The sequence below is a fragment of the Nonomuraea sp. NPDC050783 genome (genome assembly GCF_040802095.1).
Classification (GTDB): domain Bacteria; phylum Actinomycetota; class Actinomycetes; order Streptosporangiales; family Streptosporangiaceae; genus Nonomuraea.
Genome location: NZ_JBFAHK010000006.1, coordinates 561524 through 584784 on the forward strand (window position 1 = coordinate 561524; position 23261 = coordinate 584784).

The 23261-nt window shown below is 75.9% G+C and carries 22 protein-coding genes; 14 read left to right on the top strand and 8 right to left on the bottom strand.

Translation table 11 applies throughout. The annotated features are described in order from the left end of the window. Positions 1-12 precede the first annotated feature (12 nt). From AB0H75_RS20130 to AB0H75_RS20150, 5 genes are all read right to left on the bottom strand, one after another. Positions 13-1257 (bottom strand): NAD(P)/FAD-dependent oxidoreductase, encoded by a 1245-nt coding sequence (locus AB0H75_RS20130; RefSeq protein WP_367798132.1) that lies wholly within the window; start codon positions 1255-1257, stop codon positions 13-15. Between the two features lie 117 nt (positions 1258-1374). Next, positions 1375-2952 carry a PucR family transcriptional regulator gene (locus AB0H75_RS20135; protein WP_367798134.1) on the bottom strand — a complete coding sequence of 526 codons (1578 nt, stop codon included), beginning with the start codon at positions 2950-2952 and terminating at the stop codon, positions 1375-1377. A 55-nt stretch (positions 2953-3007) separates the two neighbouring features. Then, entirely contained in the window at positions 3008-3346 is a 339-nt protein-coding gene (locus AB0H75_RS20140; RefSeq protein WP_367798136.1) for a TraR/DksA family transcriptional regulator, read from the bottom strand. A 114-nt stretch (positions 3347-3460) separates the two neighbouring features. Then, complete coding sequence (locus tag AB0H75_RS20145; RefSeq protein ID WP_367798138.1) at positions 3461-4222, bottom strand: rod shape-determining protein; 762 nt, start codon at positions 4220-4222, stop codon at positions 3461-3463. 543 nt (positions 4223-4765) lie between these two features. Continuing rightward, positions 4766-5224, bottom strand: coding sequence for a hypothetical protein (locus AB0H75_RS20150; RefSeq protein ID WP_367798140.1), 459 nt, complete (start codon positions 5222-5224; stop codon positions 4766-4768). Positions 5225-5344: 120 nt separating this feature from the next. On the opposite strand from AB0H75_RS20150, the gene AB0H75_RS20155 reads away from it, so the two are divergent. Together AB0H75_RS20155 and secD are read left to right on the top strand one after the other, a co-directional pair. Beyond that, entirely contained in the window at positions 5345-5713 is a 369-nt protein-coding gene (locus AB0H75_RS20155; RefSeq protein ID WP_367798142.1) for a hypothetical protein, read from the top strand. Between the two features lie 38 nt (positions 5714-5751). Next, positions 5752-7995 carry a protein translocase subunit SecD gene (gene secD, locus AB0H75_RS20160; RefSeq protein WP_367798144.1) on the top strand — a complete coding sequence of 748 codons (2244 nt, stop codon included), beginning with the start codon at positions 5752-5754 and terminating at the stop codon, positions 7993-7995. A gap of 89 nt (positions 7996-8084) precedes the next feature. On the opposite strand, the gene AB0H75_RS20165 is transcribed toward secD, so the two are convergent. Further along, the gene (locus AB0H75_RS20165; RefSeq protein ID WP_367798146.1) at positions 8085-9551 is read right to left on the bottom strand and encodes a serine hydrolase; all 1467 of its coding nucleotides are present in this window, start codon (positions 9549-9551) and stop codon (positions 8085-8087) included. Between the two features lie 158 nt (positions 9552-9709). Here AB0H75_RS20165 and AB0H75_RS20170 point away from each other — a divergent pair, with 158 nt between their 5' ends. From AB0H75_RS20170 to AB0H75_RS20200, 7 genes are all read left to right on the top strand, one after another. Further along, positions 9710-11443: an ATP-binding protein gene (locus AB0H75_RS20170; protein WP_367798148.1), complete on the top strand. Its 1734-nt coding sequence runs from the start codon at positions 9710-9712 to the stop codon at positions 11441-11443. Beyond that, positions 11436-12107, top strand: a complete 672-nt coding sequence (locus tag AB0H75_RS20175; protein WP_367798150.1) for a response regulator — start codon at positions 11436-11438, stop codon at positions 12105-12107. Before AB0H75_RS20170 ends, AB0H75_RS20175 begins: the two co-directional genes overlap by 8 nt. 99 nt (positions 12108-12206) lie before the next feature. After that, positions 12207-12929, top strand: a complete 723-nt coding sequence (locus AB0H75_RS20180; protein WP_367798152.1) for a VOC family protein — start codon at positions 12207-12209, stop codon at positions 12927-12929. Positions 12930-13043: 114 nt separating this feature from the next. Then, on the top strand, positions 13044-14105 hold the full coding sequence (locus AB0H75_RS20185) for an ABC transporter substrate-binding protein (protein WP_367798154.1): 1062 nt from the start codon (positions 13044-13046) through the stop codon (positions 14103-14105). Then, positions 14102-15199, top strand: coding sequence for a FecCD family ABC transporter permease (locus AB0H75_RS20190; protein WP_367798156.1), 1098 nt, complete (start codon positions 14102-14104; stop codon positions 15197-15199). Before AB0H75_RS20185 ends, AB0H75_RS20190 begins: the two co-directional genes overlap by 4 nt. Beyond that, a complete protein-coding gene (locus AB0H75_RS20195; RefSeq protein WP_367798158.1) occupies positions 15196-15951 on the top strand; it encodes an ABC transporter ATP-binding protein in 756 nt (251 codons plus the stop codon). Before AB0H75_RS20190 ends, AB0H75_RS20195 begins: the two co-directional genes overlap by 4 nt. A gap of 47 nt (positions 15952-15998) precedes the next feature. Then, positions 15999-16655 carry a maleylpyruvate isomerase N-terminal domain-containing protein gene (locus AB0H75_RS20200; RefSeq protein WP_367798160.1) on the top strand — a complete coding sequence of 219 codons (657 nt, stop codon included), beginning with the start codon at positions 15999-16001 and terminating at the stop codon, positions 16653-16655. 61 nt (positions 16656-16716) lie between these two features. Here the strand turns inward: AB0H75_RS20200 and AB0H75_RS20205 are convergent, their stop codons facing one another. Then, positions 16717-18369 (bottom strand): glycosyltransferase, encoded by a 1653-nt coding sequence (locus AB0H75_RS20205; protein WP_367798162.1) that lies wholly within the window; start codon positions 18367-18369, stop codon positions 16717-16719. A 266-nt stretch (positions 18370-18635) separates the two neighbouring features. On the opposite strand from AB0H75_RS20205, the gene AB0H75_RS20210 reads away from it, so the two are divergent. The 5 genes from AB0H75_RS20210 (at position 18636) to AB0H75_RS20230 (ending at position 22841) form a co-directional block, all read left to right on the top strand. Beyond that, the gene (locus tag AB0H75_RS20210; protein ID WP_367798164.1) at positions 18636-19049 is read left to right on the top strand and encodes a molybdopterin-binding protein; all 414 of its coding nucleotides are present in this window, start codon (positions 18636-18638) and stop codon (positions 19047-19049) included. A gap of 11 nt (positions 19050-19060) precedes the next feature. Beyond that, positions 19061-19861, top strand: coding sequence for a molybdate ABC transporter substrate-binding protein (modA, locus tag AB0H75_RS20215; protein ID WP_367798166.1), 801 nt, complete (start codon positions 19061-19063; stop codon positions 19859-19861). Between the two features lie 7 nt (positions 19862-19868). Further along, positions 19869-20696, top strand: a complete 828-nt coding sequence (locus tag AB0H75_RS20220; RefSeq protein WP_367798168.1) for an ABC transporter permease — start codon at positions 19869-19871, stop codon at positions 20694-20696. Continuing rightward, entirely contained in the window at positions 20693-21724 is a 1032-nt protein-coding gene (locus AB0H75_RS20225) for an ABC transporter ATP-binding protein (protein ID WP_367798170.1), read from the top strand. The genes AB0H75_RS20220 and AB0H75_RS20225 overlap by 4 nt, the downstream gene beginning before the upstream one ends. 73 nt (positions 21725-21797) lie before the next feature. Beyond that, entirely contained in the window at positions 21798-22841 is a 1044-nt protein-coding gene (locus tag AB0H75_RS20230; protein ID WP_367798172.1) for a LacI family DNA-binding transcriptional regulator, read from the top strand. A 126-nt stretch (positions 22842-22967) separates the two neighbouring features. Here the strand turns inward: AB0H75_RS20230 and AB0H75_RS20235 are convergent. Further along, positions 22968-23261, bottom strand: a 294-nt coding sequence (locus AB0H75_RS20235; protein WP_367798174.1) for a hypothetical protein, incomplete at its 5' end; no start/stop codon positions are given.

A 23261-nucleotide genomic window follows, 5' to 3' on the forward strand; every position in this document is an offset into this window, starting at 1 on the left:
GATGGGACGGGATCAGCGCAGCGGGTCGAAGCCGGCCAGGGCCTCGGGCCGCTTGCCGGTGGTGATCTGCTCGGCCAGCAGCCGGCCGGTGACGGGGCCGTGGGCCAGGCCCCACATGCCGTGCCCGCCCGCCACGTAGACGGTGGGGGCCGCCGTCGCGCCGACGAGCGGCCGCCCGTCCGGGGTGACCGGGCGCGGCCCCACCCAGACGTCGGTGCGCTCCTCCCAGCGCACGCCGCGCAGCAGCGGCCGGGCCGAGGCCACGATGGCCTCCAGCCGGGCCGGCACCTGCGGGGCGTCCGGGTCGCGGAACTCCATCGTGCCCGCCACCCGCAGCCAGCCCCGGTAGGGCGTGCACGCCACCCGCACGCCGGGCAGGTAGAGGGGGCCGGGCACCGGACGCTCCACCGGCACGGTGAAGGAGTAGCCGCGGCCGGCCCGCACCGGCACCCGCACGCCCCACTGCCGGGCCAGGCGGGGCAGCCACGCCCCGGTGGCCAGCACCACCGCGTCGGCCGACAGGACGGTGCCCTTGGCCGAGCGGACGACGGTCTTCCTGCCGTCGGTGCGCACCTCGTCCACCTCGACGGCGTACAGGGTGGCGCCGCGCCGCATCACGGCCTCGCCCAGGGCGCGCACGAACGCGCCGGGATCGACGTAGCGCTGGCCGTCGATCCGCACCCCCGTGGTCAGCGCCTCGCCGGCCAGCGGGACCTGCTCGGCCAGCCGGGCGCCGTCCAGCACGGCGTGCTCGACGCGCTGCCCGGCCTCCTGGAGCCTGCGCAGCTCGCGCAGCAGGCCCTCGGCCTGGCGGGGCGTGCGGAACGCGGCGGTGATCGGCGCCGCCACGACCGGGGCGGCCACGCCCTCGGCGGCCAGCACCTCGTACGCCTCGACGCACTCCTCGTTGAGCGGCAGGTTGGCCCGCACGGCGCGGGTCCACGCCCCCCAGTGGCTGCTGGCGGCGAAGCGGGCCAGGAACCTCCACAGGCCGGGGTCGAGGCTCGCCGGCACGTGCAGCGGCGCAGCCGGGTTCAGCAGCGAGCGCAGCCCGTAACGCAGCACGGCCGGCTCGTTCAGCGGGACGGCCAGGCCCGGCGCGACCCAGCCGGCGTTGCCCCAGGACGCGCCGGCCGCCACGCCGCCGCGGTCCACCACGTCCACCTGGACGCCACGCTCCTGCAGGAACCACGCGGTCGACAGCCCCACGATGCCCGCGCCCACCACGACCACCGAACGCGGCCAGTTGCCGACCATGCCAACCTCCATCGGGACGAATGCCGGTGTCGCTGCCAGCATCGCCCGCCCGGCCGCCCGCGGCGTTGTGGGCGGGCGACAATCGGGGCGCCGCGATTGTGGCCGCCGCACAACGGGTCAGGGGCGGGGCTCGTCCTCGACGGCGGCCAGCACGATGGTCAGGGCGAGGCGCTTACGGCCGTCGTCCAGCTCCAGCGGGGTCAGCTCGCCCATCCTGCGCAGCCGGTTGCGCACGGTGTTGGGATGCACGCCCAGCCGCTCGGCGGCCAGGGTGAGGTCGCCCTGGGCCGCCAGCCAGGCCCGCAGGGTGTCCACGAAGCGCGTGCCGTGGCGGGCGTCGTGCCGCAGCAGCGTGGGAACGGGCCCGCGCGACGGGGCCCGGCCGGCCCGCGCGACCGCGCGCAGCCGCCGCAGCAGGATGTCGTCCCAGGACTCGTCGTAGGCGGGCGGGACCGCGCCGGGCGCGGCGCTCTCGTGCAGCGCCAGGCACTCGTCGGCCTCCTGGCGGGCGGCGGGCAGCTCCGCGACCTCGGCGGGCGCGCCGATCCCGGCCGCCACCCGCACCCCGGCGGGCAGCTCGCCGCGCAGGGCCGCGATCCACTGCCGGGCCGCCCCGGCCCGCTCGGCCGGCAGGACGGTGTAGAGCGTGTCGCCCAGCAGCGCGCTGCGGCCGGGCCTGGACCAGCCGAACCCGGTGGTGGCCTGCTCGAAGGCCAGCAGCAGCGCGGCGTGCCGGTCGTCGGGGGTGGACGCGCGCACCGCGATCACCCGCATCGCCTGCGGCGCCAGGCCCAGCCGGCTGATCGTCGTCGCGGCGTCGGCACTGCCCTCCAGCAGCCGGATGACCAGGTCGGACTCCACCTGCCGCTCCAGGTCGGCGCTGGCCCGCGAGCGCAGCAGGTGCAGCGCGACGGTACGCGCGCCGTCGGCCAGGGCGCGCCGGTGGGCGCCGGTCAGCGGGCGCTCGCAGCTCACCCACACCGATCCCAGCAGCTCGCGGCCCGCCCGGACCGCCACCGCCATCCGCCCGGTCAGGCCGTGCCCGGCCTCGGCCGGGACGAACACCGGCCCCTCCGCCGCCGCCAGCCGGGCGAGAACCCCCCGCCGCTGGAGCAGCTCGCGCAGCCGGTCGGGGACGCGCCGGGCCAGGATGGTCTCCAGCCGGGCCGGGTCGCCCGCCTGCTGGGAGCGGGAGTAGGCCAGCACCCGCGAGTGCCGGTCCTCGATGGTCACCGCCCCGCCGATGACGTCGGCCAGGCTGTCGGCCAGGGCGAACAGGTCGGTCGGGCCGCGCCCGGAGGCGGTCTCGCGGCTCTCCAGCACCAGCCCGTACACGACGCCGGCGAGCTGGCTCCAGGAGACCTCGGGATCGGCCAGCAGCACGGCCACCCCGTGCCGGTCGCCGAGCGCGGCGGCCTCGTCGGCGTCGCCGCCGGTCGCGGCGGCCTCGTCGGCGTCGCCGCCCGTCGGGGCGGGGCGGACCAGGACCGCCGTGGCCCTGGCGGCGGCCGCCCACCGCACCGCCTCGGCGGGCGAGGCGGCGCCGACGGCCAGGAGCAGGTCGCCGGTGGCGCGGCGGTCGGCCGGGTCCGGCATCGCCACGCTGCGCAGCCACGCCGAGCGGGCCGCGGGATCGCCGCACAGCCGCACGCCGTAGCCGCCGAGCACGTTCACCAGGCGGTCCAGTGTGATCATGATCAGCTCCGGTGACCGGGAGGGGGCGGGGCGGGCCCGTCCCCTCCCGGCCGGGTCAGGCGGCCTCGTGCCGCCGCTGGCAGTCGATGCAGGTGCGCGCCAGCGGCCGGACCTTGAGCCGTTCGAACGGGATGGCCGTCCGGCAGTGGGCACACCGGCCGTAGGTGCCGTCCTCCAGTCTGTCGAAAGCCAGCGACAGCTCGGCGACGGCACGCTCGGCGGCGGTGACGGAGACGACCAGCTCCTGCCAGGTGCCGTCGCCGCCGTTGCTCTCCCGCTCCTGCTCGCGCAGGGCGTCCAGGTGCCGCCTGCGCTGGTCGAGCTGCTCCCGCAGGTCGTCGCGGAGCGCCTGCAGCTGCACGCTGCTGAGGTGGGCGGGGTGACGGTCGGTCATGATCGGATGTCCTTTCTGCGGGGATGTGACGTTCTCGGGGGACGAGCGGGCCGGCCGATGGACAGCTCAGCCGGCGGGCAGTTCAGCCGGCGGACAGTTCAGCCGGCGGACAGTTCAGCCGGCGGGCAGGGCGAGGCCGGAGGCCAGGGACGGTTGCAGGCACAGCCGCATCAGGCCGCGGACAGTGGCGTGCTGCGGCTGCGCCGCGGCGCTGACCGGCAGCCGCACCGCGGCGCGCAGCCGGCGCAGCAGCAGCTCCTGGTGCGCGCCGCCGCCGGTGACCACCAGGCCGCGGGCGCGCGCGGCCGGCCCGCGGCGGGCCAGGCCCGCGGTCATGGCGACGACGCCCTCCAGCGCGTACGCCGCCAGGCCCGCCTCGGTGGTGGCGCTGAGCTGGAGCGCGGCCGCGTCGAGGACGGCCCCGTCGCCGATGGCCACGGCCTCGACGATGCCCGCCCCGACGTCCAGCAGGAGGCAGGGCCGCGGATCGAGGACGTCCAGGCCGGCGCCGACGGCGGCGGCCAGCGGCTCCTCCACCAGCGTCACCTCGCAGCCGGCGGTCTCGGCGACCGCCGCGCGGACCGCCCGCCGGTCGCTCGGCGAGGCCGCCACCGGCACCCCGGCCAGCACCCGCGCCGGCGGCCGGCCGTCGTGCAGCCGGGTGTCGCGCAGCACCAGCCGGACCAGCCGCAGGCAGGCACCAGGGTCGGCGACCATGCCGTGCCGCAGGGGGCGCACGACCTCGGGGCCGGCGCCGGCGGACGAGCGCCCCAGGACCGCCGACGGCCGGTCGGCGATGGCGTGCCCGCCCACGGCCAGCGCCCGGGTCCGGGCGGTGCCCAGGTCGAGCGCCACGAAGCGCCGCACCCGGCTCATCCCGCGCTCCGGGCGCGCGTGAACATGTGAACTGATCGGAGGACGGCCATGACGATGATCGGCTCCTAACTGGCGTCGGGACAGAAGACAGGGAACGGCGGCAGACGGCACCCGGCTCCCGCACGGGCAGCCCGCGGTCCCCCTGCCGGGGACGGTTCAAGGAACGCCTTCGTCCCCGAACCCGCCGACACGCCCGGCACGGGCACGGCCAGCACGGGGCACGCCCGGCACGGGCACGCCCAGTACGGGCACACCCGGCACGGGCACGGCCAGCACGGGCACGGCCAGCACGGACACACCCGCACGGACACACCCGCACGGACACACCCGCACGGACACACCCGCACGGGCGCACGCTGGCACGGGCGCACGCTGGCACGGCGGCAGGCGGAGGTACCTGGAGAGCGGGCGAGCGCGAGCGACGTGCGGAAGCGCGGATGACGTGCGGTCGGGCCCCACGGCGCGCGCGGCCGCAGAGGCCGGCCGGCTGTCGTCGGCCTGTGGGAAGGCGCCGGCTAGCGCTGGCCTGTGGGAAGGCGCTGGCTAGCGCTGGGCGGGTGGCGGGCTGCGCGACCCGGTGGCGCGCTGGCCGAACTGCTGCGGGTCGCGGAGCGGGTCCGTGCCCGCGCCGGGCGACGGCAGCAGCGCCAGATGGGCGACCTCGCTCTGGCGCTCACCGCGCAGCGGCGGCCACAACGACAGCACGTGGTGCTCGCGGACGCCGCCCGCCTGCGGTGGCAGGCTCGACAGGTCGATGTCCCCGCCGCCCGGGCTCCACACCGGGCCGGGGACCGACGCCGGGGCGACCGCCGGGGCGGGGACCGACGCCGGGGCGACCGCCTGGGCGGGGACCGACGCCTGGGCGACCGCCGGGACGCCGCCGCCCGCCCGGCCCGACGGGCCGGCCGGCAGCAGCGACAGCGCGATCAGGGACAGCAGGACCAGGCCCATCACGCTGGTGAACGCGATGGACCCGCGTGGCGTTCTCCACGGTCCCGTCATAGGGCCGACCATAGCCCAGACCTCCGCAAAAGGCATGCCGGGACAGTCACCGGCTGCGGATACGCCGCGGCCGGGGTACCGTGGCCGCCAATACCCATTCGCGGCCGGCCAGGAGGAGACGTGCGCAGCAGACTGCCCGCCGTCCTGCTCCTGGTGCTGTCCGCCTTCCTGCTGGGCCCCACCCCCGCTGCCGACGCCGGTGCCGCCCACCCGCCCGCCGCCGCGACGCTCGCGGCCTGGTGGGGCGAGCCGTCCGGGGTCTGGTGGAGCGGGCCGTCCGAGCACGCCGTCCAGCACGCCGTGCTGCCCCGGACGTCCCTGTCCCGTGGCGTGCCCGCGCCGCCGCTGTGGCCGGCCGTGCTGCCCTCCGCCGGGCTCCCGGAGCCGCCCGCGCGGCCCGTCGCGGCCGCTCCGCGATCCGTCACCCCGGCGCCGCGACCGGCCGCCCGCGCGGTCGCGGCGCGAGCACCACCCTCCACGACGCGCTGACGTCCCTTTTCCTTCTTCGACAGCCCGTGGAGGCTCTCATGTCCCGCGCGCCCTTCTGGCGCGCGGTGGCGGCGTGCGTTCTGGCCGCCACCGCACTGATACTCACCGTGACCATCTCGCCACGCCTCGGCTTGGACCTGCGTGGCGGCACCCAGCTCGTCTTCGAGTCCCGCGACTCCCCCACGGCCAAGGCCGACGCCGATGCCACCGACCGCGCCCTGGACGTGCTGCGCCGGCGCGCCGACGCGCTCGGCGTGGTCGATCCCACCCTGCTGCGCTCCGGGGAGCGGCGCATCATCGTCGAGCTGCCCGGCGTGCTCGACCCCCGCCAGGCCGCCGGCGTCATCGGCAGGACCGCCCAGCTCGCCTTCCACCCCGTCCTGGGACAGGCCGCCGACGCCTCCGGCGAGCGGGTCCTGGCGGACGAGTCCGGCCGGCACCTGCGGCTCGGCCCCGCCGCGATCACCGGCGACGGCGTGACCGACGCCGCCGCGGGCCAGGACCCGCAGCAGGGGCCGGGCTGGTTCGCCACCGTCGACTTCCGTGACGCCGACGCCTGGCAGCGGCTGACCGGCGAGGCCGCCTGCCACGAGCCGGGCGATCCCCGGCGGCGGGTCGCCATCGTCCTGGACGACAAGATCATCTCTTCGCCGCAGGTGAACCCGGGCGTGCCCTGCCGGACCGGCATCCCCGGCGGATCCACCCAGATCACCGGCTCCTTCAGCTACCAGGAGGCCAACGACCTGGCCGTGCTCATCAAGGGCGGCGCGCTGCCCGTCCCGCTCGACCTGATCGAGCAGCGCACCGTCGGCCCCACGCTCGGCGCGCAGGCGATCGAGGCCAGCGCCAAGGCGGGCATCGCCGGGGTGCTGCTCACCGCGCTGTTCATCGTCGTCACCTACCGGCTGTCGGGGCTGCTGGCCACCGTCGCGCTGGCCGCCTACGGGCTCATCTCCTACGCCGCCCTGCTCGCCCTCGGCGCGACCCTCACCCTGCCGGGCCTGGCCGGGTTCGTGCTGGCCATCGGCATGGCGGTGGACGCCAACGTGCTGGTCTTCGAGCGGGCCCGCGAGGAGTACGGCCGCGCGCCGCGCCGCGGGTTGCGGCACGCCCTCGGCCGCGGCTTCTCCGGCGCCTGGAGCGCCATCGCCGACTCCAACATCACCACGCTCCTGGCCGCCGGGCTGCTGTTCTGGCTGGCCTCGGGGCCGGTGCGCGGGTTCGGCGTGACGCTGGCCATCGGCGTCCTGGCCTCGCTGGCCTCGGCCATGCTCATCACCCGGGTGCTGACCGACGCCGCCGTCGGCAGGGCCGGCCCGCGGCTGTCGGGGCTGGCGATGCAGGGCCGGGTGCGGGTCTGGATCGCCCGGCGCGAGCCGTCCCTCATGTCCGCCGGCCGGCGGTGGCTGGCCGGGGCCGCCGTCCTGGTCGCCGCCGCCGTCGCCGGGCTGGTCCTGCACGGGCTGAACTTCGGCATCGAGTTCACCGGCGGCCGGATGGCCGAGTTCACCGCCGCGCGGCCGGTGAGCGCCGAGGCGGCGCGGCAGGCGGTCGCCGAGGCCGGGCACCCGGCCGCGAGCGTGCAGGTCTCCGGGACCAGCGTGTCCGTACGGGCCGGCCAGATCGGCGCCGGTGACGTCGCCGCCATCGAGCAGGCGCTCGACGCCCGGTTCGGCGAGGTGACCAAGCAGCGCGACGAGCTGATCGGCCCCAGCCTGGGCGAGGAGCTGCGCCGCAACGCGGTGGTCGCGCTCGGCGTGGCGCTGGCGGCACAGCTGCTGTACCTGGCCGTCCGGTTCCGCTGGACGTTCGGCGCGGCGGCGGTGCTGGCGCTCGTCGTGGACACCCTCGCCGTGCTGGGCCTGTTCGCCTGGCTGGGCAAGCCCATCGACGGGGTGTTCCTGGCGGCCATGCTGACCGTCATCGGGTACTCCGTCAACGACAAGGTCGTGGTCTTCGACCGCGTCCGCGAGCTGTGGCAGGCCCGGCGGCAGGCCCGCTTCGCCGGCGTCGTCAACGCGGCGATCCTGCAGACCGTGCCGCGTACCGTCAACACCGGTCTCGGCGCGCTGTTCATCCTCACCGCGCTGGCCGTCTTCGGCGGCGACACCCTGCGCGACTTCGCCGTCGCGCTGATCGTCGGCATCGTGGTGGGGACGGCGTCCTCGGCGTTCGTGGCCGGGCCGCTCGCGATCGAGTTCGAACGGCTCAGCAAGCAGCCCCCGCCCCAGCCGCCCGCGCCGCGCGAGCGCCGCAGGCAGGGCACGGGCGCGGTGCTGTGAGCACGGTCCTGTGAGTACGGGCGTCCGGGGCCGCGTGCCGGTCCCGGGCGCCCGCCGGAGGAACGCCTCACCCGGTGGCGGGAGCGGGGTCAGGAGCCGGCGGCCAGCGTGAAGGCGCCGCGGGCGAGCGTGACGAACTCCATGCCGCCGCGCACGTCGTCGAACGGCGCCCGCGGGTTGGCGCCCATCACCGCCACCACGTACGTCCTGCCCTTCGACGTGCGGGCCAGGAAGCCGGTGGCCAGCACGCCCGGCTCCGAGCCGCCCTTGTACCACGCCCGCTGCCAGCGCTCCGGGTCCAGGCCGATCCCGGCGTCGTTGATCGACATGATCTCGCCGATCCGCGGGTCCCGTACCTCGGCCAGCCGCGCGTAGGCGCGGCAGAGCTGCGCCGGCGTGGCGAACCATTCGATGCGGTCCAGCTCGCGCGGCTCGGTCCACGGCGTGATGTCCGTCAGCGGCACCTTGGCGACGACCTTGTCCAGGTAGCGGCGCCGCTCCCCCGTCTTCAGCGACAGGTAGCGCTCGGCGTGGCGCGGGTAGCCGGCCCCCTTGAGCACGAACAGCTCCCGCGTCGTCAGGAACGGCACGTTGCGCCCGGCGTCGCCGCCCCACGACCGCATCACGCGCTCGACGGTCTTGCGGCCCGCCTGGTGGACGAGCAGGTCGGTGGCGGTGTTGTCGCTGATGGAGATCATCAGCCGGGCGGCCTCCAGGACCGTCACCTGGCTGCCGTCCGGGCGGTCCTGGAGCCGGCCGGAGGGCAGGCTCTTCAGCTCCGGCCGGATCGTGATCCGGGTGTCCCAGCCGAAGGCGCCCTGCCGGATGCGCTCGGCCACCGCGCCCAGCACGTAGAGCTTGAACATCGAGCCGAGCGGGCGCGGCGTGCCCGGCGCGACGGCGTGCACGGGGCGGCAGCGGCCGTCGCCGGTCAGCTCGGCCGCCAGGAACCCGGCCTGGGGCGCCGCCGCGCGCAGCCGCTGGTCCAGCTCCGCCCAGCTCGCCGGGGTGGAGCCGCCGAACAGCAGGGTGTCGATCAGGCCCGCGCCGTCCACGGTGAGCAGCAGCGGGTACGTCTTCCCGCCCGCGACGACGAGCGCCTGCAGCGACCGGTCCCCGGACTGCGCCAGCCGGTCGAGCCGCATGCCGGCGTAGCCCGCCAGCGCCTGGTTGACCTGGGCGGGCGGGATCTGCTGGAGGAAGGCGGCGGCGAAGTGGCGGGCCAGCTCGCCGTCGGGGACCGGCAGCCGCGCGGCGGCCTCGACGAGCCAGCCCAGCTGCCGGCCGGCGGGGGTGTCCGGCAGGCCGGCGGGCGTCGGGGTCCCCGGCGGGGTGGTGACCCCGGTGACGGCCCCAGCGGCGGCCCCGGTGGTGGCCGGCGCGGTGCTCGACGCGATGCTCGACGCGGTGCCCGGTGGGGTGGCCGGCGTGGTCGCGGTGGTGGCTGTCGTCGCGCCGGCCGGGGCGGTCGCGGCCGCGCAGGCCGTCAGCGTCGCCGCCGTCACCGCCGCCACGGCCGCCGCCAGCGCCCGGACGGTCTTCGGAGAGGTGTTCATGGGGGCTCCTTCGACTCGGACAGGGGTTCCAGGCAATCGGAGCCCGGCCGTCCCGGACCACCTGGCCGGCCACCGCCGTCGCGGGTGGGGTTGTCCGCATTCGGAGTGCGGACAACCTCATGGACACCGGGCGCGGCGCTCGGCGACGATGGTGACCCATGAGTTCGAGGCTGGTGGCGGGGCTGCTGGCGACGGCGGCGGCCGGCAGCACGGTGGCGGGGGTGGTCCTGGAGACCGGCATGCCCGTCCCGCCGCAGCAGTGGGTGTACGCCGGTTTCGCCCTCCTGCTGCCCGCGCTGGGATGGCTGCTCACCGCCCGGCGGCCCGGCGTCCGCTACGGCTGGCTGCTGCAGGTCACCGCGCTCTGCCTCGGGCTGGGTTTCCTGGGCGGGGCCCTGGTGATGAGGACGCAGGCGGAGCCCCCGCTCGCCGCGGTCCCGTCCGCCGTGCTCGCCGTGTTCTTCGGGCTGGACTGGGTCTTCGTCCCGCTGCTGTTCCCCGAGGGGCGGCTGCCGGGGCGCCGCTGGCGGCACGCCGCCCGCGCCGGGGCCGCCGCGATCGCCGCGCACGCGGCGGGCCTGCTGCTGAGCGGGTACGTCCCGGGCCGGCCGATCGGCAACGGATCGGCCGCCGGGCTGATCGGCGCGCTGCTCGGCGCGGCCGGGCAGCTCGCCGTGTTCGTCACCGGGCTGGTGGTGTTCGGCGGCCTCGTCGTGCGGTGGCGGCGCGTGGCCGGCGGCGAGCGCGGCCAGTACGCCTGCATGGTCGCGGGCACCGGCCTCAGCCTCGCCGGGGCGGTGCTGATCTTCTCCTACCTGGAGGGCGGCTCGTGGGTGAGCGGCACGCTCGGCATCGTCGCCGCGGTCGGCGCCCTGCCGGTGGCGCTCGCGGTGGCCGTCGTCCGGCACGGGCTGCTGGACATCCGCATCGGCCTGCGCGGCTCCCGGCTCAGCCTGGTGTTCGACCTGCGGCCCACCGTGGACGACGTCCTGCACGAGCTGGGCACCGCCCTGGAGGACACGCCCGAGCCCGCCGAGCAGCTCGGCAGGCTGGCGGCGGCCGTACGGGCCGGGCTGGAGACCCGGTGGGCGGCCGTCACGCTCGCCGACGGCACGCGCGTGGTCGCCGGCCGCGAGGAGGGGCCCGCCGTCCTGGCCGTGCCGGTGCGCGGCGGGCTCGGCCGGCTCGAGTGCGGCCCCAAGGACGGCGGGCGCCTCGGCCGCGAGGACCGCCGGCTGCTGCGGGCCCTGGCCGTGCCCGCCGGGCTGGCCATCCAGAACGCCGGGCTGGTCGCCCGCCTGGTCAACGCGCAGGAGGCCGAGCGCCGCCGCATCGAGCGCAACATCCACGACGGCGTGCAGCAGCAGCTCGTCGCCCTCATCGCCGGGCTGGAGCTGGCCCGCGCCACCGGGGCAGGCCCCGACGCGCTGGCCCGGCTGCGCGACCAGGCCCGCCAGACCCTCGCCGACCTGCGCGAGCTGGCCGCCGGCATCCATCCTTCCGCGCTCAGCCAGGGCGGCCTGGTGGAGGCCGTCGAAGAGCGCTGCGCCGGCCTGCCCGTGCCCACGACGGTCAGCGCCGATCCCGGGCTGCGGGCCCGCCGCTTCGCCGACGAGATCGAGGGCGCGCTCTACTTCACCGTCAGCGAGGCCGTCGCCAACGCGCTCAAGCACGCGGCGGCGTCCAGAATAGAGGTACGACTGACGCGGGCGGACGGCCGCCTGCGCGCGGTGGTCAGCGACGACGGCCGGGGCTTCGTGCCGCGAGACGCCGGGCGGCGGGGGCTGGCCACGCTGGCCGACCGGCTCGACGCGCTGGGCGGCGGCCTCGGTCTCGACAGCCGTCCTGGGGAGGGGACACGCGTGAACGCCTGGGTGCCGGTCGATGGCTGAGCCGATCCGTACCGTGGTGGCCGACGACCACTACCTCGTCCGGGAGGGCACCCGGCAGCTCCTGGAGACCTCGGGCGAGGTGACGGTCGTGGGCGCGGTCGGCGACGCCGACGAGCTGGTCGACGCGGTGCGCCGGCTGGCCCCCGACGTCGTGATCACCGACATCCGCATGCCGGGCGGCGCGTGGCGCCAGGGCTTCGAGGGCATCGACGCCGCCCACCGCATCCGGGCCGCCCACCCGGGCACCGGCGTGGTGGTGCTGTCCCAGTACTCCGACGCGCTGTTCGCCTTCGAGCTGTTCAGGGAGGGCACCGAGGGGTTCGCGTACCTGCTGAAGGACCGCGTCGGGGACCTGGACGAGCTGCTGGGCGCGATCCGCGCGGTCGCCACGGGCGGGTCGGTCATCGACCCGAAGGTGGTGGAGGGGCTGCTGGCCCGGCGCGGTGTCCGGGGCCAGCAGGAGGCGCTGACCGCCCGGGAGCGCGACGTGCTGCGCGAGATGGCGCACGGCCGCTCCAACTCCGCCATCGCACGGGCCCTGCACCTGTCGGTCTCGTCGGTGGAGAAGAACGTCAACGCCATCTTCACCAAGCTGGGGCTGGAGAACAGCGGTGACGTCCACCGCCGGGTGGCCGCCGTCCTGGCCTACCTCGGCCCCGGCTGATCCCCAGGGGGTCGCGGGGGGCGCGAAAAGCGTTGGCGCCGCGATTCCCGGCCGGGCTAGCGTGGCCGCGCCGGTGAACCAGCGGACAGGAGACACGGAATGACTTGCCAGCTCATCGCGCTCTGCTTCGACGCGCACGACCCGCAGGGGCTCGCCCGATTCTGGTCGGGGGTGCTGGGCTGGGAGAGCGCCGACGACCCCCGGGGCGGCGTCACGCTGCTGCCCGATGACGACACCGGGTTCCGGCTGCGGTTCGTCGCCTCCGAGGAGGAGAAGCGCGGCCAGAACCAGATGCACTTCGACCTGACGAGCACCTCCCTCGACAACCAGCGCGAGACGGTGGCGCGGGCGCTGGAGCTCGGCGGGCGGCACCTCGACATCGGGCAGGGCCCGGACGCGACGCACGTGGTGATGGCCGACCCCGAGGGCAACGAGTTCTGCGTCATCGAGCCGGACAACAAGTTCCTCGCCGAGTGCGGGTTCCTCGGCGCGCTCGCCTCCGACGGCACGCAGGCCGTCGGCTACTTCTGGAGCGAGGCGCTGGGCTGGCCGCTGGTCTGGGACCAGGACGAGGAGACCGCGATCCGCTCCCCGCACGGCGGCCCGAAGATCACCTGGGGCGGCCCGCCGGTCGCGCCGAAGACCGGCAAGAACCGGCTGCACTTCGACCTCGCCCCGCCCGCCGGCGGCGACCTGCGGGCGGAGGTCGAGCGGCTCACCTCGCTCGGCGCGACCCGGATCGACATCGGGCAGGGCGAGCCCGGCTGGGTGGTGATGGCAGACCCCGACGGCAACGAGTTCTGCGTGCTGCCGCCGGCCTGACCGCGCCAGTTGCCGGTCATTCCTTAATGCAATTTGCTGGCAATTGCGTCTCATGTGCAGAATGAGGTCGTCGTAGCGCGTCCGATCTCGTTCCACCGCCCGGAGACCCACCGCATGAGCCGCCCGTCCCGTACCGCCCCACCCGTCGCCGCCGCCGGCGGCCGGATCGTGAGAAGGCTGCTTGTCCTGGCGGCGGCCCTGACGCTGGCCGCCTGCTCGCAGGCCCCCGCCGCCCGGCCGGCCGGGCGGGCGGCCGCCCCGCAGGCCGGGTTCCCGGTCACGGTGCACAACTGCGGGCGCGAGCTCACCTTCGACCGGCCGCCCGCCAAGGTGGTGACCGGCTACCACCCGGCCCTGGAGACCCTGCTCGCCCTCGGCCTGGGCGACCGGATCGCCGGGCGCACGAACTTCGCGGAAAGCCCGTTCCTGCCCGGTCAGAAGGAGCAGTACGACCGGATCCCGGAGATCTCCCCGACGATCATGCTGCCGCAGAAGGAGGTCATGCTCGCCCAGGGCGCGGACTTCGTCCTGGACAACGCGATGGCCTCCTTCGACGCCGCCGGCGGCTACGCCACGGTGGAGGAGCTGGACGCGGCCGGCAGCCCCGTGTACATCCTGGGCGGCTGGTGCAGCCCCGAGGAGGTGCTGCGGTTCACCATCGACGACACCTTCACCGACCTGCGCAACCTCGGCAGGATCTTCGGCGTCCCCGACCGCGCGGAGAAGCTGGCCGGCGAGCTGCGGGCCCGGCTGGCCGAGGTGGACAAGCGCGTCGCGGGCCGTACCCCGGTCAGGGTGCTGGCCACCGACGGCGGCAAGGGCCCGGTCAACGCCTACGGCGGCCTCGGGATCACCAACCAGATGATCACCCTGGCCGGCGGCGTGAACGTGCTGGCCGGCGTCAAGGGCGACTACACCGAGGTCAGCGCCGAGACGATCAGCGCCGCCCGGCCCGAGGCGCTGCTGGTCAGCGACTACGCCACGCTGCGCGGCGAGGACATGCCCAGCTCGCCGGCCAAGGCCGAGGAGGCGTTCGCCATCGCCAGGAACAGCCCGGCCGCCGCGAAGAAGCGTTACCTCGCCCTCCCGGTGGCGGCCCAGCACCCCGGCTACCGCAACCTCCTGGCCGTCACCGACATCGCCCGGTTCCTGCACCCGGACGCCTTCGGCCGGTGACCGGCACCATCCGGCGGAGCCCGGCACGGACCGGGCCCGCGCCCCGCGCCCGCCGCGCGAGCCGGTTCGCGCTGCTCGTCGCCGCGCTGCTCGCCGCCGTCGTCGCCGCGACCTGGCTGGCGGTGAGCATCGGCGCGGTGCCCGTCGCCCTGTCCCAGGCCTGGGGCATCGTCGCCGACCGGCTCGTCCCCGGCGTGGTGCCGCGCACCTGGACGCCCGTGCAGGAGCAGATCGTGTGGGAGTTCCGGCTGCCGCGCGCGCTGCTGGCACTGCTCGTGGGGGCCGGGCTGGCGGTGGTCGGCGCGGTGCTCCAGGCCCTGGTACGCAACCCGCTGGCCGACCCGTTCCTGCTCGGCGTCTCCTCCGGCGCCTCGTTCGGCGCGGTGTGCGTGCTCGTCCTGGGCGCCTCCGCGCTGGGCGGGCTGTCGCTGTCGGCCGCCGCCTTCGCCGGCTCGCTGCTCGCGCTCGGCCTGGTGTACGCGCTGGCGCAGCGCTCCGGGCGGCTCACCCCTTCGCGGCTGGTGCTGGCCGGGGTGGCGCTGGCGTACCTGTTCCAGGCCGCCTACAGCTTCGTCCTGCAACTCGCGCAGAGCGGGCGGGCCGCCCAGCAGGTGCTGTTCTGGCTGATGGGCAGCCTGGGCGGGGCGCGCTGGCACGTGCTGCCGGTGCCGGCCGCGGTCCTGGCCGCCGGGGTGACGTACCTGCTGCTCCAGCACCGCCCGCTGAACGCGCTGGCCGCAGGCGAGGAGACGGCCGCCTCGCTCGGCGTGAACGTCAGCCGCTTCAGGCTCACCCTGTTCGTGCTGACCTCGCTGCTGGTCGGCGTGCTGGTGGCCACCAGCGGCGCGATCGCGTTCGTCGGGCTGATCGTGCCGCACGCCGCCCGGCTGCTCGTCGGCGCCGACCACCGCCGGGTGCTGCCCGTCACCGCCCTGCTCGGAGCGGTGTTCCTGCAACTGGTGGACGTGGCCGCGCGCACCGTCAACGCGCCGCAGGAGCTGGCGCTCAGCATCGTCACCGCGCTGTTCGGCGTGCCGTTCTTCCTGTGGCTGCTGCGCCGCCGCTCGGCCGACCGGGCGGTGAGCGTCCTATGAGGCTCGACCTGCGCGGGGTGTCGGTCACCCTCGACGGCTCCCCCATCGTGCGCGAGGCCGGGCTGGAGGTGGGCGAGGGCGAGTTCGCCGGCCTGGTCGGGCCGAACGGCTGCGGCAAGTCCACCCTGCTGCGGGCCGTCTACCGGGCGCTGCGGCCCACGGCCGGGCTCGTCGCCGTGGACGGCGACGACCTGCACCGGCTGCCCGCCCGCCGGGCCGCCCGCCGCGTCGCCGTCATGGCCCAGGAGATCCCGGCCGACCTGGACTTCACGGTGGCCGAGATCGTCCTCATGGGCCGCACCCCGTACCGGGCCGACGCCGCCGCCGACGAGCGGCGGTGCGCGCGGGCCCTCGACCGGGTGGGCCTCGCCGGCGCGGCGGAGCGCGTCTTCGCCACGCTGTCCGGCGGCGAGAAGCAGCGCGCGCTGCTGGCCCGCGCCCTGGTGCAGGAGACCCGGCTGCTCCTGCTCGACGAGCCCACCTCCCACCTGGACGTCCGTCACCAGCTCGAACTCCTGCACCTGGTGCGCGAGCTGGGCACCGAGCTGGGGATCGCCACCCTGGCCGTGCTGCACGACCTCAACCAGGCCGCCGCCTTCTGCGACCGGCTCTACGTCATGAACGCCGGCCGCGTCGTGGCGGGCGGCCCGCCCGCCCAGGTCCTCACCCCCGAGCTGATCTCCGAGGTGTACGGCGTGCGCGCGGTGCGCCGCACCCAGCTCGTCTTCGAACGCCTCCGGGAGGAACGCTGACGGAAGATCGCTTGTCCGCCGGGACGGGACCGCACTACCGTGCCGGGATGGATCTGTTCAGCCACTCCTGGGCGGCGTTGCGCGCGGCGGTCGCCGGCCTGCCCGACGAGGACTTCGCCCGGCCGTCGGGCTGCGCCGGCTGGCTCGTCCGGGATCTGGTGTGCCACCTGGTCATCGACGCGCAGGACGTCCTGATCACCCTGGCCACCCCCGCCGACGCCGAGCCGACCCGCGACGCGGTGACCTACTGGGAGGTCGCCGCGACGCCACCGACCGGCGACGACCCGCTGGACGCGCTCATCGTCCGGCTGGCGGCGGCCTACCAGGAGATGCCGCTGCTCAAGTTCCACCTCGACGACGTCGGCTCCGCCGCGGGCCGCGCCGCCGGGCTCGCCGATCCCGGGCTGCGGGTCGGCACCCGCGGGCAGGTCCTGACGGCGGGCGACTACCTGGCGGCGTACGTGCTGGAGTGGACGCTGCACCACCTCGACCTGGTGACGCACCTCCCGGACGTCGCCGGGCCGCCCGCCGAGGGGCTGGCCCGCTCCCGCGAGATGCTGGAGGCGATCGCCGGGACCGCGTTCCCCCGCGCGCTCTCCGACGAGGACGCGCTGCTGGTGGGCACCGGGCGGCGCGCCCCGACCGGCGCGGAGCGGGCCGCGCTGGGCGACCTGGCCGCCCGGCTCCCGCTCTTCCTGGGCTGACAGCCCCCATCAACTCGCGCGCCCGGACGTCCACGGCCCGCCCGGGGGCGCCGACGGGCGGTCAGTCGCGGGGCTTGCGGCCCAGGGCGCGTTTCACCCTGCCGGACAGCAGCGCGCGCACGCCCTGCTGGGCCCGCTGGGCGCGCTGGGCGGCGTGCAGCTCGCGGCGCAGCGCGCCGACCTCCCGGCGCAGCTCCACCGTGCTCTTGCGCCAGCGTGCCGCCTCCTCACGCCACTTGGCGACCTGGCCACGCAGCCGCTCGGCCTCCTTGGCCAGCCGCTCCGCCTCGGCCTCCGCCTGGATCCTGGCCTTGTACGCCGCCCGCCGCCCCACCGGCTCGCGCGGCTCGTCGCCGAAGTCGTAGGTCTCGGCGTCCACCCACCGCACGCCCGAGACGTCGTCCACGGCGTCGTCCAGCTCCTCGCCCGGCCGGGCCACGAGCCGGGCGCGGGCGAAGGAGGCCACCCGTTCGAGCCGGGCCGCGACGACCCCCTCGGCCGACTCCCGCAGCAGCACGTTGACCAGGCCGAGCCCTTCGGTACGGGCCAGGTTGAGCAGCCTGGCCAGGCTGTCCTCACCGGGCACCCAGCCCGCGGGCAGCCGCAGCACGAAGGGGACGGACGGGTGCACCTCCTCGGTGGTCGCCAGCCGTACCCGGGGCTCGTGCTCGTAGTGGCCGTGGACCAGGACCAGGTCGAGGTTCGGGTCCTTGAGCGGGGCGCGGCGGTCGCGGTCGAGGGTGTCCCAGGGGCCCACCAGGACCACCGACAGGTCCGTGACCGTCGAGGCGAGCAGGGCGTCCACGCCGGCGCGGACGGCCTCGTAGCCGGCGGTGCCGTCCATGACGGCGGTGACGTACGGCACCTTCCACTGCCGGCCGGGATGCGTGCGCAGCCACTGGTAGGCGGGGATGCGGTCGGCGACGAACGCGTGGCTGACCCGGTCGATGCGCTGCTGCTCGCGCATGCGCATGGTCGGGCCGAGGTGGTAGGCGCGGGCCCGCGGCTCGGGCACGAACACCGCTCCCGCCTGCGCCAGGCGGTAGCCCATCTCGGTGTCCTGGCCGAGGATGAGGTCGTCGTCCATGGGCCCGGCGGCCTCGACGAGGCGGGCGCTGACGGAGGTGGCGCCGCCCACGTGCAGGCTGAACGGGCGCACCGGGTTGTTGGTGAGGCCGTCGGTCCGCTCGACCAGCCCGACCAGCCAGGCGTGCGGCTCGGCGGGCTCGAACGCCGCCTCCAGGTCCTCGGGCAGGACGGCGGGCAGCGGCGCGGAGGTGAAGCGGATGTAGCCGGTCACCGACAGGTAGGGCGCGGTGTGGTGCCAGCGCATGTGCGCCTCGACGGCGCCCGGCGTGAGCACCACGTCGGAGTCGAGCCAGTGGATGACATCGCCCTTGGCCTCGGCGAGCCCGGCGTTGCGGGCGTTGGCCCGGCCGGGCCGCTCGCAGACGACCAGCCGGGCGGTGGTGCCCTCGGGCAGCCGCAGCGGCGGCGAGCTGCCGTTGTCCACGACGATGATCTCGGTCAGCTCCGCCGGGTACGTCTGCCGCGCCAGCCCCTGCAGCACCAGGTCCAGCTTGTCCTGCGCGCCGTAGGCCGGCACGATCACGCTCACCCGCAGCTCAGGGGTGAAATGCTCGGGCGGCTGGAGAACGCGGTAGTCGTTGCCACGTACCCGCCGCACGCCGCCCCCGAGTTCAGTGCCGGACATGTACGCAGACGCTCCTCGGTGATCGCTCTGATGGACAGCCCTCTACCTTAGGACGCTTAACTGGGAAAGAGCACGCTCGGTAAGCCCCGGAGCAAGCGTTTCCGCACGTCACCTTTGCCAGGATTCCCACAGAAACGGCCAGCCGGCGCGCTCCCGCGCGGCCGTACCCAGGCGTCGCACCTGCCAGAGTCTTACCGAAGAAAGACTCGTTTCTGCTCGCTTTGACCGGTGTCCCGGCTGGCAGGTGCCGGAGTATGGTGAGAGGTGTGACGACGTTCCGGATCAGCGAGGCGGCGGCCCTGCTCGGGGTCAGTGCCGACACCGTGCGCCGCTGGGTCGACGCGGGCCGGCTGCGGGCCGGGCGCGACGAGCACGGCCACCGGCGGATCGACGGCGCCGACCTGGCCGCCTTCGCCCGCTCGCAGGCCGGGCGGAGCGACGGCGGCGGCCGCTCCTCGGCGCGCAACCGCTTTCGCGGCATCGTCACCGAGGTCGTCCGCGACGCGGTGATGGCCCAGGTGGAGATCGCCGCCGGGCCGTTCCGGGTGGTGTCGCTGATGAGCCGCCAGGCCGCCGACGAGCTGGGCCTGGAGCCGGGCGTGGTGGCGGTCGCCGTCATCAAGTCCACCAACGTCGTCGTGGAGGTCTCCGGTCACGAGCACGCGGCCGGTCACGTGTGAGGAGCTTCCCCTTGGTGTTCGCACGCCTTTCCCGACGGGCGGCCGCCGTGCCCGTCGCGCTCGCGCTGGCGGGCCTGTCCGGTTGCGGGCCGGGCGGGCCGGGCACGGCCCCGGCCCCGGCGGCCGGTTCCGGCGGGAGCGCGAAGGAGGTGACGGTGTTCGCGGCGGCGTCGCTGACCGGGACGTTCACCGCGCTGGGCAGGGACTTCGAGGCCGCGCACCCGGGCACGGAGGTGAGGTTCAACTTCGGCTCCAGCGCCACCCTGGCCCAGCAGATCGTCCAGGGCGCCCCGGTGGACGTGTTCGCCGCCGCCAGCCCGGCCACCATGAAGGCCGTCACCGACGCGGGGCTGGCGGGCGCGTCCACCACGTTCGCGCGCAACAAGCTGCAGATCGCCGTCCCCGCCGCCAACCCGGCCGGGGTGGACGAGCTGAAGGACCTCGCCGGCCCCGAGGTCAAGGTGGCGCTGTGCGCCGAGCAGGTGCCGTGCGGCGCGGCGGCCGCCAAGGCCCTGGCCGCCGCCGGGCTGGCCGTCAGGCCCGTCACCCTGGAGCAGGACGTCAAGGCCACGCTCACCAAGGTCGAGCTGGGCGAGGTGGACGCGGCCCTGGTCTACAGGACCGACGTCATCGCCGCGGCGGGCAAGGTGCGGGGCATCACCTTCCCCGAGGCCGACCAGGCGATCAACGACTACCCGATCGCCACCCTCGCCAAGGCCCCCGCCGGCGCGGCGGCGAAGCGGTTCGTGGACCTGGTGCTGTCGCCGCAGGGCAAGGACATCCTGGCCAAGGCCGGCTTCGAGACCCCCTGACCCGCCGATGAGCTCTTCCTCCGAACGGCCCGCCCCGGCCACGCGCCGGGAGGTCTCCGGGCGCCCGCCGTGGGTGCTGGTCGTGCCCGCGCTGCTGGGGCTGGCGTTCCTGGTGCTGCCGCCGGCCGGGCTGCTGGTCCGCGCCCCCTGGCCCACGCTGCCGGGGCGGCTGGCCGAGCCGCACGTGCTGGAGGCGCTGCGGCTGTCGCTGGTGACCGCCACCGCCGCCACCGCCGGGTGCCTGCTGCTCGGCGTGCCGCTGGCCTGGCTGCTGGCCCGGGTCTCCTTCCCCGGCCGGCGGCTGGTGCGGGCGCTGGTCACCGTGCCGCTGGTGCTGCCGCCCGTCGTCGGCGGCGTCGCGCTGCTGCTGGTGCTGGGGCGGCGCGGCCTGGCCGGCCAGTGGCTGGAGGCGAGCTTCGGGATCACGCTGCCGTTCACCACGGCGGGCGTGGTCGTGGCCGAGGCGTTCGTCGCGATGCCGTTCCTGGTGATCAGCGTCGAGGGCGCGCTGCGCGCCGCCGACCAGCGCTACGAGGAGGCCGCCGCGACGCTCGGCGCCTCCCGCTGGACGGTGTTCCGGCGGGTGACGCTGCCGATGGTCATGCCGGGCGTGGTCGCCGGGGCGGTGCTGTGCTGGGCGCGGGCGCTGGGCGAGTTCGGCGCGACGATCACGTTCGCCGGCAACTTCCCCGGCACCACCCGCACCATGCCGCTGGCCGTCTACCTGGCCCTGGAGACCGAGCCGGAGGCGGCCATCGTGCTCAGCCTCGTCCTGCTGGCCGTGTCGGTGGTCATCCTGGCCGGCCTGCGTGACCGGTGGGTGAGCGCGCCGTGACCCTCGACGCCCGCCTGGTCGTCACCCGGCCCGCCTTCGCCCTCGACCTCGCGCTCGACGCCCGGCCGGGCGAGGTGGTCGCGCTGCTCGGCCCCAACGGCGCGGGCAAGACCACCGCGCTGCGCGCCCTGGCCGGGCTCACCGCCCTGTCCGCCGGGCACATCACCCTGCGCGGCAGGCCCCTGCACACCCTGCCCGCCGAGAGCCGCCCGATCGGCATGGTCTTCCAGGACTACCTGCTCTTCCCGCACCTGAGCGCGCTGGACAACGTCGCCTTCGGGCCGCGCTGCCAGGGCGTCCCCAAGGCCCGGGCCCGCGCGATCGCCGCCGACCTGCTGGAGCGGGTCGGGCTCGCCGACCGCGCCGCCGCCCGGCCGCGCCGGCTGTCCGGCGGGCAGGCCCAGCGGGTCGCGCTCGCCCGCGCGCTGGCCGTACGGCCCGAGCTGCTGCTGTTGGACGAGCCGCTGGCCGCCCTCGACGCCCACACCCGGCTGGAGATCCGCTCCCGGCTCCGCCGCCATCTGGCCGACTTCGACGGCGTCACCGTCCTGGTCACCCATGACCCGCTCGACGCGATGGTGCTGGCCGACCGGCTGGTCGTCGTCGAGCACGGCACGGTCGTCCAGCAGGGCGCCCCGGCCGAGGTCGCCCGCCGCCCCCGCACCGACTACGTCGCCCGCCTCGTCGGCCTCAATCTCTACCGCGGCACGGCCGACGGGAGCCGCGTCAGGGTCGGCGAGCACCTGCTGCACACCAGCGAGCACCTTGAGGGGCCCGCGTTCGTCGCCTTCCCGCCCGCCGCCGTCGCGCTCTACCGCAGCCGCCCCGACGGCAGCCCGCGCAACCTCTGGCAGGCCCGCGTCGAGGGCGTCGAACGGCACGGCGACAACGTCCGCGTCCACCTCGACGGCCCGATCGCCGCCTTCGCCGACATCACCCCGGCCGCCGTCGCCGACCTCGACCTGACCGCCGGCCGGCCGATCTGGGCCTCGGTCAAGGCCACCGAGACCCACGCCTACCCGGCCTGACGGACCCACCCGGTCCCAGGGCCCGCTCCGGTACGCTGCCCCTGGCCTGACCACCCTCGGGAAGGACACCCGGATGCCCCACCCGGCCAGACCCACGGTCACCCTGCACCAGGTGGCCGCGGCGGCAGGGGTGTCGGTGGCCACCGCCTCGCGGGTGCTCAACGGCAGCGCCCGCAAGGTCGCGCCCGAGTACGAAGCCCGCGTCCTGGCCGCCGCGGCCGCGCTCCGCTACACCACCGACGCCTCGGCCCGGGCCATGCGCAGGGCCGGCGACGCGATCGCGCTCGTCGCCGACGACCTCACCACGCCCTCCATGGGCATGATCGTGGCCGCGATGGAGCGGCACGCGCGCGGCGCCGGCGCGCTGGTCACCGTCTCCTCGACCATGGGCGCGCCCGAGCGGCAGCTCGACACCGTCCGCGTGCTGCGCTCGCTGCGCCCGCGCGCGCTGGTGCTGACGTCGAGCACCTTCGCCGCGGGCCCGCTGGACGAGCGGCTGAGCGAGGAGCTGCGCTCCTACGAACGCCAGGGCGGGCGGGTCGTCATCGTCGGCGAGACCTGCCCGGACTTCGACTCCGTCGGCCTGGACAACCACGGCGCCGGGCACGCCGCCGGCGCGCACCTGGCCGGGACCGGCCACCGGCGCGTCGTCGTCCTGGCCGGAGAGGGCCGCCGGGTGAACATGGCCGCGCGGACGGCGGGCTGCGTCGAAGGGCTCGTCTCCGGCGGCCTGGACCCGCGCGACATCCGGACGGTCCCGTGCCCGGTGAGCCGCCAGGGCGGGTTCGACGCGGCGCGCGCCCTCACCGCAGAGGGGCTGTCGGGGTGGGAGGCGATCGCCTGCGTCAACGACATCATCGCCATCGGCGCGATGGCCGCGCTGCGGGCCGCCGGTCTCGACGTCCCCGGCGACCTCTCCGTGACCGGCATCGACGACATCCCGCTCGCCTCCGACGTCACGCCCCGGCTGACCACCGTGGCGCTCCCGCTGGCGCTCGCCGGCACCGAGGCCATCCGCCTGGCGCTGAGCGAGGCGGGCGGGGGCGGCAGGCGCGGGCTGCTGCTCGCCGGCCACCTCGTCCCGGGTGCCAGCACCCGCGCCCGCCCCGCCCGCTGAGCCGTCCTCGCTCCCGGTGCCGAGTACAGGAGAAGGCCAGTAGCGGAGCGTGACGGGCGTAACCCCCACGGCTACGGCTTGAGGTGTCGAGGAATCTGACGCGGCTGCACCAGTCCTCAAGAAAGATCAAGCTGGTGCCCGCTCGACCTGGATCCCCTTCGCGTCCGGCTGCGATGCGAACAGCTCGACGACCTCCGTCAGCCGGGGCTTGGCGCTGTTCGCCTTGTCTTTCGTGCTGCCCGCCTTGTCTGCCAAGCTGGGGACAACGCGGGCGACATCGAGGTGGTTCGTCGCCTTGGCGGGGAGGGCGTGAGGTGGTCTGCCGGGGGAAGGCGGTAGCCGGTTGGGGGAAGGCGGTGGAAGGCGGGGCATGGGCGGGCTGACCACGTTTCGCTGCCCGATCACGGCGGATCTGGGGCT

Excerpts from the sequence above, each read along its gene's own strand:
- AB0H75_RS20130 (WP_367798132.1), bottom strand. The coding sequence starts at position 1,257 with ATGGTCGGCAACTGGCCGCGTTCGGTGGTCGTGGTGGGCGCGGGCATC.
- AB0H75_RS20135 (WP_367798134.1), bottom strand. The coding sequence starts at position 2,952 with ATGATCACACTGGACCGCCTGGTGAACGTGCTCGGCGGCTACGGCGTG.
- AB0H75_RS20140 (WP_367798136.1), bottom strand. The coding sequence starts at position 3,346 with ATGACCGACCGTCACCCCGCCCACCTCAGCAGCGTGCAGCTGCAGGCG.
- AB0H75_RS20145 (WP_367798138.1), bottom strand. The coding sequence starts at position 4,222 with ATGAGCCGGGTGCGGCGCTTCGTGGCGCTCGACCTGGGCACCGCCCGG.
- AB0H75_RS20150 (WP_367798140.1), bottom strand. The coding sequence starts at position 5,224 with ATGACGGGACCGTGGAGAACGCCACGCGGGTCCATCGCGTTCACCAGC.
- secD (WP_367798144.1), top strand. The coding sequence starts at position 5,752 with ATGTCCCGCGCGCCCTTCTGGCGCGCGGTGGCGGCGTGCGTTCTGGCC.
- AB0H75_RS20165 (WP_367798146.1), bottom strand. The coding sequence starts at position 9,551 with ATGAACACCTCTCCGAAGACCGTCCGGGCGCTGGCGGCGGCCGTGGCG.
- AB0H75_RS20170 (WP_367798148.1), top strand. The coding sequence starts at position 9,710 with ATGAGTTCGAGGCTGGTGGCGGGGCTGCTGGCGACGGCGGCGGCCGGC.
- AB0H75_RS20175 (WP_367798150.1), top strand. The coding sequence starts at position 11,436 with ATGGCTGAGCCGATCCGTACCGTGGTGGCCGACGACCACTACCTCGTC.
- AB0H75_RS20180 (WP_367798152.1), top strand. The coding sequence starts at position 12,207 with ATGACTTGCCAGCTCATCGCGCTCTGCTTCGACGCGCACGACCCGCAG.
- AB0H75_RS20185 (WP_367798154.1), top strand. The coding sequence starts at position 13,044 with ATGAGCCGCCCGTCCCGTACCGCCCCACCCGTCGCCGCCGCCGGCGGC.
- AB0H75_RS20195 (WP_367798158.1), top strand. The coding sequence starts at position 15,196 with ATGAGGCTCGACCTGCGCGGGGTGTCGGTCACCCTCGACGGCTCCCCC.
- AB0H75_RS20200 (WP_367798160.1), top strand. The coding sequence starts at position 15,999 with ATGGATCTGTTCAGCCACTCCTGGGCGGCGTTGCGCGCGGCGGTCGCC.
- AB0H75_RS20205 (WP_367798162.1), bottom strand. The coding sequence starts at position 18,369 with ATGTCCGGCACTGAACTCGGGGGCGGCGTGCGGCGGGTACGTGGCAAC.
- AB0H75_RS20220 (WP_367798168.1), top strand. The coding sequence starts at position 19,869 with ATGAGCTCTTCCTCCGAACGGCCCGCCCCGGCCACGCGCCGGGAGGTC.
- AB0H75_RS20230 (WP_367798172.1), top strand. The coding sequence starts at position 21,798 with ATGCCCCACCCGGCCAGACCCACGGTCACCCTGCACCAGGTGGCCGCG.